Genomic DNA, 13,423 nt, shown 5'->3' with positions numbered 1-13,423 from the left:
AGCCACGTACGAGGTGGCATTCCGCGCACAGCGCTTCATCGAAAAAGAGCCTCGCTCCGGCCTTCTCGTCCTAGGACATACTGGTCCGGTCACCGCGAGCGTACGAGTCGATTGGGGCGTCGGCTCTCACGAGCGTGAACTCGAACTCAGCAATCGCAGCTGCGATGTGCTCGTAGCGGAGTTGAGCCCCCTCGGACAGATCCCCGAAGGACGCCGCAAAGAGCAGTCGATACTCCTCGACCTCCTTTACTTTTCGGGCGATCTCCGCACGCATGGCGTCGTTGTCACCCTCGAATTCCTCTCCAGCCATCTCGATCCTGGAGACCACGGGCGTGAACGCCTGCGCCACAAGCAGATGTTCGAGACCGGACAGCGAAAGGCCTTCGGGCTCTGGAAAGGAGAAGCCGCGCGAGTTGTCGAACGGGTCGAACGACAACGACCTGAACCGCGAATCCCACATCAGAGCCTGGTAGAAGACGGCATTCACAATGGTCGGCGCTCGTCTTTGGTTGTGCGGGCCGCGACGTCCAGGTCCAACAATGCCGTTGTTGCCCACTCCGATCGAGATCGAATTGGCATCGTTGAACGCGGAATTCGGCCCGTGGCACCCCGAACAACTGTTGTCTTCAGTTAGCGACGTGATCGGGTCGAAGAAGAGCAGTCTTCCCAGCTCCGCTCTTTCGGCATTGATGGGGCGACCGAGATGCTCGACGAGCTTCTCCTCGATCCGGCCATCGAACTCACGATCCACGAGTTCCCCTTGGAGCCACTCGTCGATCCGTTCCTCGGTCCAGATAAAGCCGCTCTCATCGTCCAAAGTCATAACGACGTCGTCGCACCCGGCAATGCATACACCGACTGCGCTGATAAAGACGGCTGCGCGGCACTTGGACATAAGGCGAAGGTAGTCCAGACGACTAGCCGCCCGCCACGTCCGCCGACCACGTGATCTCGACCGAGTCCTTGATGCTCTGCGCCGTGGGGCACTTCGCCACATGTGTGTCCAACGCACGGTCGGCCTTCTCGCGGTCGGCCCCCTCGGGGAGTCGAATCGAGTAGTGCACGTGGATCTTCGTCAGCATGATGATCCGGTCCACGACTTCGTTCGTGCCCTCGGCCTCAACGCTGATCGCGTCGTTTGCCATCGGAATCCCGCGCACCTCCAGTGCGCCATTGAGTGTCCCGAGTAGTCAGGCAGCCGCCGCCGCGACGAGATAGTCGACCGGCAGCGGCAAGTTGGGTTGAGAGTCGAGACCGTAGTGTGCCTTTATTGGTCCGTGAACGCCGCATTCCATGGTAGTACCGTCTTCGAGCGTGGCCCGCCTATGCAGCCCGTCGACCTTCTCGACCCGAGCCCGGGCCGTGTAGAGCGCTTCACTCATCCCTTTTCCTCTTCCGTTCTGAATGCATCCCAGGGGTCTTCGCCGCCGTACTCGTAGCCTTCGCACTTCAACACCGGGAGCGGTGGATACTTTCGAAAACGTGAATGCTCCTTGGCCAATCCGCAAAGATGGAAGAATGACCCACGTCGGTTACCCGTTACGCGGTGGTGTACGCACTTCTTGCACAGCCCAATCTGGGAGGCTGATCCCCCGCCCCACCTCATGGACTGATCCCGATGTACCCCACCTGCCGCTCGCGGTCCCCACCGCGATGCGAGTATAGACCACTGTCCGTGCACCGAGTGCAGTGAACAGAAATGGTGATGTGCTCCCAAAGCACTCCTGAAACAACGGCGCGATCAGCAAGCAACCGTCGCAAGTCGATGGGGGTCGGACCCTCCGGAAGTGTCTGATCGAGACTCTCGAACACCTCAGGGCCTACCTCGTAGCACGCCCCGCAGATCGACGGCCCGACATGGACGTGGACGTCAGCCATGACCGTCCCGAAACGTTCAGCCATCACCGCCAAGCCGCGCTCCTGAACCCCGGCCGCCGCTCCACGCCATCCCGCGTGCAGCACCCCGACCGCCCGATTCACCGGATCGACCATGAAGATCGGCACACAGTCGGCGGTACAGATACCCAGTAACACGCCTGGCTCATCCGTGACGTGTCCGTCGAACTCACCTTCGACGACGAGGCCGTCCACCGCCCCCGCATGAAACCGCACACCGGCTTCGTGCACCTGCTTGGCGTGAACCGCCCCAGACATCCCAGCGTGTGTATACAGCTCGGTCCAACACGCGCGCACGTGCTCCGCAGGCGAGGCCTCGGTGAACAAGCCCAGATCGAAGGGCGCGTCGTCCGACCCTCTGGTCGTGCACCCGTGCACCAGCCACGGAAACACCGCCGCCCACTCAGAGTGAACAAGCGCCGGTGGTCTCTCGGTCGGCACCTCACGAACGAGAGCCGGGACATGGCGGGGGTCGGCGGAAAGGGAGGTCACGCGACTGCGCTACCCAAGACCTCGAACGACGCTCTGCTTAATCCCCTCAACCCCTGTCGACTGTGATCGCGGTGCCAAAGGCCAGAATCTCGACACCTGCAGTTCCCTTCCCCTTCGAAGCCGCGCTCGCCATTCGCGAGGTCTCCAGCCGAACGTTGATGACGGTGTTGTGACCACGCGCTCGAGCCTCTGCCTTCATGCGCAAGAGCGCCTCTCGACGGGCCCGTTCCAGTAGTGGCTCGAACACGCCTATGTTCCCGCCGAAGACTCCCTTGATTCCGGCGGCGACCCGCTTGAAGTAGTCCTGCGAGATCACGACGTTGCCCATCACGAGGTCACTGGACTCGGGATGCCAGTCCTCCGGAAGGTCCTCAACGGTGATGGCCAGGACATCGGTCGATCCACTCTCGAGAAGCAGCAGGCTGTTCAGGTGCTGGCGCTCGAGTATCGAGCCGGTGATCCAAGCTCCCAGCAGTATCACGGGCGTTACGAGAATGCCGATCAGTTCCATCAGCCTACTCCACCGAAACCGCGGTGCCGTACGCGAACAGCTCGGCCGCGCCCTGTGCGACACTGCTGGTGGCGAAGCGCACGTTCACGATCGCGTTCGCGCCCGTTTCTTTCGCTTGGTAACTCATGCGTCGGATCGCTTCACCGCGCGCCTCGGACAGCAGCTCCGTATATCCCGTCAACTCCCCGCCCACGACGTTCTTCAGGCCCGCCATGATGTCTCGGCCGATGTGCTTCGCGCGAACCGTACTGCCGCTCACGACACCGTAGAACTCGACGATCTTCTTTCCGGGAATTTCCTGGGTGTTGCTGATGAGCATCTGATGTCTCCGAGGGAATGAAGCGCGTGCCCCGGGAAGGCGTCCGCCGCGCAGGCATGAATATCGACCCTACGATGCGATCGTGCATCTTCTTCCCGGCTGGAGGCCTTTCCCTGCTCGGAACCCAGTGTCTCGACCGGATCCACCCGTGCAGCCCCCATTGCAGGTCTTCCTTACCCCGAGTTCTCGCCATCGGCGACGTTGCCCCAGGCGCATCCATAGGCACAAATGGGGGTAACCCACACTCCAACAGCCGGCCCAATTGAGATACTTTTGGGCTCGCCAAAAGAGCCGCCCATCGCCAGGGCGCTTACCGGATAAAGCAGTAGATGGACGACAACCTCTTCGATAGCCAGAACGCCGCCTACGCACAGGCGATGTTCGAGGAATACGCTCGCAATCCCGAGGCGGTGCCCGCGGAGTGGCGAACCCTTTTCGAGAAGCAAGGCTCGCAGGCCGTTGCTGAAGGCCTCTTCGTACCGGATCAGATTGATGAGACCCAGGCGGCCCCGATGGCCCCGGCCCCAGCATACGCACCGGCACCGACCTCCGAAGCCGCCGAGAGCCTTCGGGCAGCCCTCCCAGTCGTTTCGCGCGCCACGGCTCTCGTACAAGCTTTCCGGGATCACGGTCACCGCCTCGCTCGGATCGACCCTCTAGGGTCGGAACCGCCGGGGCATCCCCAGCTGACCCCGTCCTACTTCGGCACATCCATGGAGGAACTCGACGAGTTGCCAGCATCGCTGGTCATGGACGAGAACGGAGAAGGAGAGTCCGTCGCAGATGCTCTCCGGTACTTCGGTGAGATCTACACAGGAACGATCGGATATGAATTCGAGCACCTCGACGACCATGTGAAGGTCGACTGGCTGTGGGATCAGGTCGAGTCACACTCCCACATGCCCGAGATGAGTGCAGACGAAAAGCGCGGACTCCTGCGCAAGCTCTCAAACGTCGAAGGTCTCGAGCAGTTCCTTCACCGGGCCTACCTAGGACAGAAGCGCTTTTCTCTCGAGGGGAATGACGCGTTAGTCCCGATGTTGGACCTGACGATCGACGAAACAGCACGTGCGGGCGGTGACAAGGTCGTGCTCGGCATGGCGCACCGCGGACGCCTTAACGTGCTCACGCACACGCTCGGCGTCTCGTACGGCGAACTTCTGGCGGAATTCGAGGGCCCCTCCTACAAAGGAGGCCAGCTCGACATCCCAGGCACCGGAGACGTGAAGTACCACCATGGTGCCCGTGGCGAGCGCGAGGTCGATGGTGCAGGAACCGTCCAGATCCGTTTGGCCCCGAATCCGAGTCATCTCGAGTTCGTGAACCCCGTTGTCGCAGGCATGACGCGAGCGACCCAGTTCGACTCCTCGTCCAAGGACGCTGTCAGAGCTGGCGAGCGGGTCGTGCCGGTGCTCATGCATGGCGACGCCGCGTTCGCAGCGGAGGGAGTCGTCGCGGAAACGTTGAACATGTCTCGCCTCCACGGCTACGACGTGGGCGGCACCGTCCACATCATCGTGAACAACCAGGTGGGCTTCACGACCGACCCTCGCGACGCCCGCTCAACCACGTATTCGAGTGATCTCGCTAAGGGATACGGAATCCCGATCGTGCACGTGAACGCTGACGACGCCGAGGCCTGCCTAGCTACGATCCGCTTGGCCATGATGTACCGCGCCCAATTCAACGACGATTTCGTAATCGACCTCGTCGGGTATCGGCGCCACGGGCACAACGAGGGAGACGAGCCAGCGTACACGCAGCCCATGGAGAACGCCAAGATCGCGAGTCATCCAACGGCCCGTACGATCTACGCAGATCGCCTCGCTGACGAAGGCGTGGTGAGTAAGGACGAGGCTGAAGCGATCCAAAACGAGGTGTCGTCCACGCTCCGGGACGCTCAAGACCACGTACGCGAGTTCGACCCGGTCGGCGACGACACACCGGACGAGGAACGGGAAGTGCCTGTGGTGCCCGAGTCGACAGGTGTCGACTTCGAAGTCCTCTCGGGGATCAACACGGCATCACTTAAGATACCAGACGGATTCACGCCGCACCCCAAGTTGTGGCGCCAGCTCTCCCGGCGAGGGCAGGATTTCTCTCCAGAGAAGCAGATCGATTGGGGCCACGCTGAGACTCTCGCCTTCGGTTCTCTTCTCAACCAAAATATTCCGATCCGCTTGACGGGCCAGGACGTTCAACGTGGCACGTTCAGCCACCGTCACATTGTTCTTCATGATGTTGAGACGGGTGCGCTCGCGACGCCTCTCCAGAGCGTGTCGGACGCACGTCTCGAGGTCCACAACTCGCCCCTGACCGAAACGGCGGTGATCGGCTTCGAGTACGGATACTCGGTGGCCGCGGACGAGGACGTCGTTCTCTGGGAAGCGCAGTTCGGCGACTTCGTCAACGTCGCTCAGGTCATGATCGACCAGTTCTTATCGTCCGGGCATATGAAGTGGGGGCAGTACTCACGCCTCACGCTACTCCTGCCTCACGGGCACGAAGGCCAAGGTCCAGAGCACTCGAGCGCGCGTCTCGAACGCTTCCTGCAGTTGTGTGCGGAGCAGAACATGCGGGTCACCTACCCGACGACCCCTGCTCAGTACTTCCACATGCTCAGACGCCAAGCACTCCGGAGACCGGAGCGCCCTATGATCGTCATGACGCCAAAGAGCCTCCTCCGGCTCCCATCAGCCGCTTCTGCAGTCTCCGAACTGACCGAGGGCAACTTCCAACACGTGCTCGACGACCCAACCGTGGAAGACGCCGATGCGATCGAGCGACTGGTCTTGTGCACAGGCAAGATCTACTACGACATCCAAGCGCACGAGCGCCGACCGGACGCCTCAAATGCGGCCGTGGCGCGTCAGGAGCTGTTGTACCCCTTCCCAACCGACGCCTTGAAAGCGCTGCTCGCCCGTTACCCGAACCTCAAGCACGTCGTTTGGACGCAAGAAGAGCCTCGCAACATGGGAGCCCTGACTTTTGTCGGGCCTCGGCTACGGAGCGTAGTGCCGCGGACGGTGCCACTCACGTACGTTGCGCGTCCTGAGCGGGCATCACCCGCGGAAGGCAAGGCGACGAGGCACGCGGCCCAGCAAGAGGAATTGGTCCTAGAGGCGCTGGGATTGGACGCCCAATAGGCACCCATGGAGGGACCCACTTGAACGCACCCATCACAGAGGCAGAGCCGCTCGGCCGCGGGCGAGCTCTCCTGCTGCCCGTGGCGTTCGCCGTGGTCTTGGCGGCAATCGGGTTCGCACTCCGATCGAGCCCCGTCATTGGTCGGTCGACCATCGGGGCCGCAGCGTTCCTCGCGATCTGGGCCGTAGCTTTAGGCCTGTCCGCTCGAGCCTCGGGACGCACGTTCACTCTCGCGGTCATCCCCCGGAAGCCGCACTACGTCCAGCTGAGCACACAAGCGGCGATCTACCTGTACTGGGGTTGGTACGTCCCGTTGATCCGAGGATTCGCTGTACTCATTCTGGCGCAGCTGGTCTTCGCATATGGATTCAGCGCGCTGCTCGCTTGGTCCCGACGGGAACACTTCGAACTAGGGTTCGGACCGTTCCCCATCATCTTCAGCATCAACCTGTTCCTGCTCTTCAAGCCGGACTGGTTCTATTGGCAGTTTGGGATGATCGCGCTCGGCTACCTGACGAAGGAGTTCATTCGCTGGGAGAAGAACGGTCGCTCCACACACATCTTCAATCCGTCGTCCTTCCCGCTGGCCATTTTCTCCATTGGATTGATCGCCACGAACGCGACCGACACCACCTTCGGCGTGGACATCGCGACACGGCTCTTCGATCCACCGAACATCCACGCATTCCTGTTCGCTGTCTCGATACCGGTTCAAATCCTGTTCGGCGTCGCCACGATGACCGTAGCCTCCGTGGTCACCGTGTACGCCTTCGGGGTGGCCTTCTTCGCCATTACGGGCACGTACTTCTTCTACGAAGCGTACATTCCCATTGCGGTCTTCCTGGGCATGCACCTCCTCCAGACAGACCCGTCGACCTCGCCCAGGACTGAAACCGGACGGGTCGTTTACGGCATGATGTATGGCCTCGGGGTCGTGGTCCTCGTCGTGGTCCTGCGAGCGCTCGAAGCTCCGTCGTTCTACGACAAGCTGCTCCCGGTCTTGATTCTGAACATGATGATTCAGATGGTCGATCGATGGGTGACCTCGGGGCCGCTACGGAAACTCGATCTCTCCGCCGTGGCTCCTCAGACCACCGGCATCCGCCGGAACCTCGCCATCGTCGGCATCTGGATCGCGATCTTCGCCGGCATCTATGGGGCCGGAGGATTCCGAGACGACCACCCGGGCCAGTGGATCCCCTTCTGGCAGACCGCATGCTCCGAGGGCTCGGACCGAGGATGTGTATACCTCGCCTCTTTCCAGCAGGACATCTGTATACAGGGCTCCGGCTGGGCCTGCAATGAGCTCGCCGTCCTCCTCGTTCAGCGCAATTCTGGAGACGGGGAGGCGCTGGGAGCTCTGCAGGCTGGATGCGAACTCGGATTCGACCCTGCGTGCGAGAACGGGCTGCGACTGTCGTCCGGGAACAGGACGCTCACCTCCGCGGTCCCCACACTGGATGATCTCCCGCTCGTAATCCGCGGCGCCAAGGGTCCAGTCACCGAACGAGACCCCGACCGCCTCTTCGCTCGAGCCTGTGAAATCGGCTTTGAGGGCACGTGCCAGACGGCCAGCTTCGCCAGCAACTGACACGCGGTCCAGCGCCTTACCAGCGCAGAAGAATCTTCCCGAAGTTCGCGTTGGCTTCCATGTGCCGATGGGCATCGGCGGCTTGATCAGCCGCGAAGACCCGATCGATCACGGGCCGTAGCTCCCCGGCGGCGAACCCCGGCAGCATGTCTCGCTCAAAGGCCCGCGCCAACGCTTCCTTCTCAGCCAACGCCCTCGCTCGAAGTACAGTCCCTCTGATCGACCCGCGAGTGATCATCAAGGAGCGCAAGTTGATCTCACCCATCGGGCCGCCTGGCACGCCGACCACGATGTGTCTCCCCCTCTTGGCCAATACAGCCTGATTTTTCTCAAGGTACGGTCCGCCCACCAGGTCGAGGATTACATCCACGCCCCGGGCATCGGTCGCATCGAGGACCTCCTGACTCCAGTCCCCATCGGCCAGAACCGAAACATCGAGCCCAAGGCCAGAGGCCCTCTCCAGCTTCGAAGCGGTCCGACTCGTCCCAATCGCCCGGGCCCCGACCCGCTTCGCCATTTGCACGGCCGCAGAACCCACACCACTCCCAACTGCATGGACGAGTAGAGTCTCACCCTCCGCGAGACCCTCCTGCATGAACACAGCGTCGTATGCGGTCAGGTATGCTTCTGGAATCGCACCCGCGTCACTCACGTCCACGCCCGAAGGCACACGCAGAGCGGTCGAGGCCGCTTCCGTCACATATTCCGCGTAACCGCCGCCCCCGGTGATGCCCATCACGGCTCGCCCGACCATGTCTGGACCAACTCCGGGGCCGACGCCTTCCACCACTCCCGCATACTCCAGCCCGAGGATATCCGCGGGATATCCGGCTGGCACTGGGTAGTTGCCTCGCCTCTGCAGGAGATCGGCGCGATTCACGCCTGAGGTAGCCACCCTCACCAGAACTTCGCCGTGGGACGGCTCAGGCATGGGAACGTCCTGCAGCTCCAATACGTCCGGATCTCCAGGCTCACGAATCACAACTGCCTTCATGGAAGTTTTCATCCGCCCACTGTAGTCCATTCCACGCCCGCTCACTACCTTGCTCGTCCCATGCAACTACCCTTCGAACTCGACCGACCGCTCATCTTCTTCGACCTCGAGACCACAGGGCTCGACGTCAAGAAAGACCGGATCGTGGAACTCGCACTCATCAAGATCACGCCCCAGGGGGACGTGCTCGAGAAGGTGCGCAGATACAACCCCGAGATGCCTATTCCAGCGGAATCAACGGCTGTGCACGGCATTACGGACGAAGACGTCGCGAACGAACTCCCGTTCTGCCGCACAGCTCGCAATCTGCACGACCAACTGATCGCGGGTAGCGATCTGTCCGGCTTTAATATCAAGGGCTTCGATATCCACGTGCTCATCGCCGAATTCAAGCGATGCGGCATCAGCTTCTCCGTCGAAGGCAGGCGTCTCCTCGACATGCAGAACATCTTCCATAAGGAAGAGCCGAGGGATCTTTCGGCGGCAGCACGATTCTATCTTGGCCGAGAGCACGAAGAAGCTCATACCGCGCTCGGCGACATCCGCACGTCAGCGGCCGTCCTTGGAGCACAACTCGAACGGTATCCCGATATTCCGCAGGACTTGGACGGTCTGCACGACTACTGCCAGACGTTCCGCCCGTTCCGTACGGAGGTGGATCGCTGGTTCAGCAGCCCCGAGGACGGACGTGTCTTTAGACGTGGGAAGCACAAAGGGCAGCCGCTCGCCACAATAGCGGCTACAGCGCCCGACTACCTGAAGTGGATGACGAGCTTGGACGACATGGACGACGACGTCATCAAGGTGGTGAAATCGGCTCTCGACTCAGCCGCACTACCAAAACCTGCAACCAACGACCCGGAACCCGGGAGCGACACACCATGAAGCACACCATGAACGCTCTGACCTTGCTCGCCGCACTGGCGACGCTGATCCCTGTTGCTGTGTCTGCACAGGCCATCGCCACAGACGACATGCGCGCCCTGGAAGCTCGTTCCATCGGGCCCGCAGCGACCGGCGGTCGCATCCACGATGTAGAGGCGCTCCCGTCCGACCCGTCGACCATGTTCGTGGCGGCGGCCTCTGGCGGGCTTTGGAGGACCACCAACCGCGGCCAGACGTGGACGAACGTCTTTGACACGATGGCGGTGAGCACCTTCGGTGATGTCGACATCTCGCGGTCGAACAACGACGTCATCTACGTCGGGACCGGTGAGCAGCAGAACCGGCAAAGCACGTCCTACGGAAACGGCGTCTACAAGACGACCGACGGCGGTGACAGCTGGACTCACCTAGGCCTCGCTGAGACCCGCCACATCGGGCGTGTCAGGGTGCATCCCTCCAACCCGGACATTGCGTACGTCGCGGCAATGGGGAACCTGTGGGCGCCCTCTGAAGATCGAGGGGTGTTCAAGACGACCGACGGTGGCCGCAGCTGGGACAAAGTCCTCTATATCGACGAATATACGGGCGTCGTCGACATGGTCATGGACATGAGCAACCCGAACACGATCTACGCCGCCACATATCAACGGCAGCGTACCGCCTGGGGCTTCAATGGCGGTGGTCCCGGCAGTGGCATCCACAAATCAACGGACGGCGGCGCGACGTGGAACGAACTCGAGGGCGGCCTGCCCGCAGGGGACAAGGGTCGCATCGGGATCGCGATCTCAGAGTCGAACCCGCAGGTCCTCAACGCTCTGGTCGAGACAGCGAGTGGTGAGACGCAGGGGACGTACCGCTCGGAGAATGGCGGCTTGATGTGGGAGCGCGTCAGCGATCTCGACATCCGCCCTATGTATTACTCGCACATCTGGATCGACCCAACGGACGAGGACGTCGTGTACACGCTCGCAACACGCTCGAGCGTCAGCCGCGACGGCGGACGCACCTGGACGTCCATCGCGCGGGCGCCGACGTACGATGTGGGCGTACACGCGGATCACCACGCCTTGTGGATCGACCCGAACGACACACAGCACATCTACCTCGCGGGCGACGCAGGGCTGAACGAGTCCTACGACGGTGGAGAGAACTTCCGCAGAATCAACAACTTCCCCATCGCCCAGTTCTACGCGCTCGGCGTGGACATGCGAGACCCGTACTGGGTCTACGGAGGGCTCCAGGACAACCACTCGTTCTTCGGTCCGTCAGAGACCCGTCGCTGGGCTGGCATCTTGAATGACGATTGGATGCAGAGCGGATTCGGTGATGGCATGTACTGGCAGGCCGACCCCAGGAGCGCACGCTTCACGTACGGCAGCTCAAACGGTGGAACATATTTCCGGTACGACGCCATCACCGGCGACAACCTCGACATCTCGCCGAGGGCCCCGCTCGGTGTGAGCTATCGGTTCGACTGGACGTCACCGATGATGCTCTCCCAGCACAACCCGGACGTGCTGTATGTGGCAGGCAACCGGTTCTTCACTTCACCCAACAAGGGTGAGTCGTGGACGAGCACCGAAGACCTGTCGCGGCAAATCGACCGCGATGACCTGGAGATCCAGGGCGTGCGTGGCTCGGATATCACGATCTCACGAAACGACGGTACCAGCAGTTGGGGTGAAGCGGTCACACTCGATGAGTCCCCGGTCGATCCTGCGGTACTCTGGGTCGGCTTCGACGACGGCAATCTCCAGGTCAGCCAGAACTTCGGCGCGACCTGGAGCGAAGTTTCCGGAAACGTCCAAGGCATTCGTGACGGTGCTTACGTCAGCCGCATTGCAGCGTCCTTCACGGCCCCCGGAACCGCCTACGCGACGTTCGATGACCACCGGGCAGGCGACTTCAGTCCTTATGTCTACCGGACAGAAGACTTCGGTATGAGTTGGGAGCCCCTCCACGCAGCCCTACCGGACATGGGCGTCGTCAACGTCATCGTAGAGCACCCCGACAACCCGAACACGCTCTTCGTCGGAACCGAGCACCACGTCTTCGCCAGCACGGATGCGGGCACAAACTGGGCGAAGGTGCCGAACCTCCCGACGACGCACTACGACGACATGGTGATCCACCCACGTGAGAAAGACCTCGTGATGGGTACGCACGGTCGCGGATTCTGGATCCTCGACGACACACGCGCGATCGCCGAATGGGCCGATGCCAACGCTCCGGTTACGGTCTTCTCGGTCCCGACCGGCACGATCATGGTCTACAAGAAGGACACGTCGTACCGCGGACAGGCAGACTACCTCGGGAAGAACCCGGTCGACGGTGTCGAGATCACGTACAAGCTCGCGAGCGGCGGCAGTGCCACCCTGGCAATCACTCACCCAAACGGGGATGTGATCCGCGAGATAAGTGTTCCGGGCGGCTCCGGAGTGCACCGCGTGAATTGGGACCTCCGTCACTCGACAGGTTCTGGTTCCGAGACGTGGGCCGCGTGGGACAACCCTGAACTCGCCCGCCCAATAGGGAACCGGGGGGCTTGGGTCACGCCGGGAGTGTACACGGCGACGGTCTCCGCGAACGGATCGAGCAACTCGACACATTTCACGGTGCGCGGTGACCCCGAAATGCCGCAGATCACGCAAGACATGTACGACGCTCGTGAACGTTTCATGCTCGAGGCCCAAGCGCTCACCGCCGAGATCCAGGCCTACATGCGTGAAAACGGCATGGGCGGAGGCGGAGGTCGGGGCTTCGGGCGCGGGGGCGGTCCGCCAATCGACACCCCTCAGGGCAAGCTTACCGCCGCGATGCGCGCAGTTGGCGGGGCATACAGCTCGCTAAACGGCGGCCAGGTACGCGGTGGCACGCTGTACCCGCCAACAACCACTCATCGTCAGCAGTTCCATCTGGCGAAGTCGCTGTTCGATGAAGTTCGCGGTGGAATGGACCGCTAAGGCGAGTCCGTTGCTCCGCCACATCCTTCTCGCCGCGGTGGCGGTGCACGCTCTAGCGTGCGCCGCTCCGCCTGGCGAGGTGGACTCACCCGAGGAGATAGACGTTCAGACCGTCTATGGTCAGGCTCCGCCGGCCGTGGGTGGGATCCCATCTATCGTCTCACTGACACCACTCGGCGGCCATGCGATTCAGCCTGGCTCAGCCACAGTCGACCAGATCGGCCTTCAGTTCTCGCCCTCCCAACTCATCGTGCCCACAGGTTCGACGGTGACGTTTACCAACAGCGAGAGCCTGCCCCACAATGTACGGCTGACACGTGTCGGTGAGGCGGCTCCGTTTTTCGACCGGGATGCCGATCCGGACGAATCCGTAGACGTCGTTTTCGAAGTATCCGGAGGGGTCGATGTAGCGTGCGCGGCTCACCCGGGCATGAGAGCCTTCGTCTACATCACAGACGCCTCACATTCGGTATTCGCCGACCGTGACGGCACCTTCACATTCACGAAGCTGAACGAGGGCGATTACGACTTCCTGGTGTGGAGCGCGGACGAGTCGCTCCGGCAAGGAGGATCCGTCCATGTCGGCCCTCCGCCCTTCGAAGTCGTCTTCCCGCCCCAGGGTTAA

12 protein-coding genes are annotated in these 13,423 nt (G+C 62.0%); 5 read left to right on the top strand and 7 right to left on the bottom strand.

The window, feature by feature from the left end; translation table 11 throughout:
- Nucleotides 1–70: 70 nt before the first annotated feature.
- The 6 genes from P8L30_15930 to P8L30_15905 form a co-directional block, all read right to left on the bottom strand.
- Nucleotides 71–895 carry a cytochrome-c peroxidase gene (locus tag P8L30_15930; protein ID MDG2241697.1) on the bottom strand — a complete coding sequence of 275 codons (825 nt, stop codon included), beginning with the start codon at nucleotides 893–895 and terminating at the stop codon, nucleotides 71–73.
- Between the two features lie 22 nt (nucleotides 896–917).
- Nucleotides 918–1,166, bottom strand: a complete 249-nt coding sequence (locus tag P8L30_15925) for an OsmC family protein (protein MDG2241696.1) — start codon at nucleotides 1,164–1,166, stop codon at nucleotides 918–920.
- 24 nt (nucleotides 1,167–1,190) lie between these two features.
- Nucleotides 1,191–1,382 (bottom strand): hypothetical protein, encoded by a 192-nt coding sequence (locus P8L30_15920; protein MDG2241695.1) that lies wholly within the window; start codon nucleotides 1,380–1,382, stop codon nucleotides 1,191–1,193.
- Between the two features lie 220 nt (nucleotides 1,383–1,602).
- Nucleotides 1,603–2,388 carry a polyphenol oxidase family protein gene (locus P8L30_15915; protein ID MDG2241694.1) on the bottom strand — a complete coding sequence of 262 codons (786 nt, stop codon included), beginning with the start codon at nucleotides 2,386–2,388 and terminating at the stop codon, nucleotides 1,603–1,605.
- 46 nt (nucleotides 2,389–2,434) lie between these two features.
- Nucleotides 2,435–2,899, bottom strand: coding sequence for a heavy metal-binding domain-containing protein (locus P8L30_15910; protein ID MDG2241693.1), 465 nt, complete (start codon nucleotides 2,897–2,899; stop codon nucleotides 2,435–2,437).
- 4 nt (nucleotides 2,900–2,903) lie between these two features.
- A complete protein-coding gene (locus P8L30_15905) occupies nucleotides 2,904–3,218 on the bottom strand; it encodes a heavy metal-binding domain-containing protein (protein ID MDG2241692.1) in 315 nt (104 codons plus the stop codon).
- A 329-nt stretch (nucleotides 3,219–3,547) separates the two neighbouring features.
- On the opposite strand from P8L30_15905, the gene P8L30_15900 reads away from it, so the two are divergent.
- Both P8L30_15900 and P8L30_15895 read left to right on the top strand, forming a co-directional pair.
- Nucleotides 3,548–6,364 carry a 2-oxoglutarate dehydrogenase E1 component gene (locus P8L30_15900; GenBank protein MDG2241691.1) on the top strand — a complete coding sequence of 939 codons (2,817 nt, stop codon included), beginning with the start codon at nucleotides 3,548–3,550 and terminating at the stop codon, nucleotides 6,362–6,364.
- Nucleotides 6,365–6,384: 20 nt separating this feature from the next.
- Nucleotides 6,385–7,956, top strand: a complete 1,572-nt coding sequence (locus tag P8L30_15895; protein ID MDG2241690.1) for an RnfABCDGE type electron transport complex subunit D — start codon at nucleotides 6,385–6,387, stop codon at nucleotides 7,954–7,956.
- Between the two features lie 16 nt (nucleotides 7,957–7,972).
- On the opposite strand, the gene P8L30_15890 is transcribed toward P8L30_15895, so the two are convergent.
- Nucleotides 7,973–8,962, bottom strand: coding sequence for an NAD(P)H-quinone oxidoreductase (locus P8L30_15890; GenBank protein ID MDG2241689.1), 990 nt, complete (start codon nucleotides 8,960–8,962; stop codon nucleotides 7,973–7,975).
- 48 nt (nucleotides 8,963–9,010) lie between these two features.
- Here P8L30_15890 and P8L30_15885 point away from each other — a divergent pair, with 48 nt between their 5' ends.
- The 3 genes from P8L30_15885 to P8L30_15875 are packed head-to-tail and all read left to right on the top strand — an operon-like array spanning nucleotide 9,011 to nucleotide 13,423.
- Complete coding sequence (locus P8L30_15885; protein ID MDG2241688.1) at nucleotides 9,011–9,835, top strand: 3'-5' exonuclease; 825 nt, start codon at nucleotides 9,011–9,013, stop codon at nucleotides 9,833–9,835.
- Nucleotides 9,832–12,798 carry a hypothetical protein gene (locus P8L30_15880; GenBank protein MDG2241687.1) on the top strand — a complete coding sequence of 989 codons (2,967 nt, stop codon included), beginning with the start codon at nucleotides 9,832–9,834 and terminating at the stop codon, nucleotides 12,796–12,798. Before P8L30_15885 ends, P8L30_15880 begins: the two co-directional genes overlap by 4 nt.
- Nucleotides 12,782–13,423, top strand: a complete 642-nt coding sequence (locus P8L30_15875; protein ID MDG2241686.1) for a plastocyanin/azurin family copper-binding protein — start codon at nucleotides 12,782–12,784, stop codon at nucleotides 13,421–13,423. The genes P8L30_15880 and P8L30_15875 overlap by 17 nt, the downstream gene beginning before the upstream one ends.

The organism is Longimicrobiales bacterium, from assembly GCA_029245345.1.
In the GTDB taxonomy this organism is placed as follows: domain Bacteria; phylum Gemmatimonadota; class Gemmatimonadetes; order Longimicrobiales; family Gaopeijiaceae; genus CALFPJ01.
This window is presented reverse-complemented; position numbering and strand designations above follow the sequence as displayed.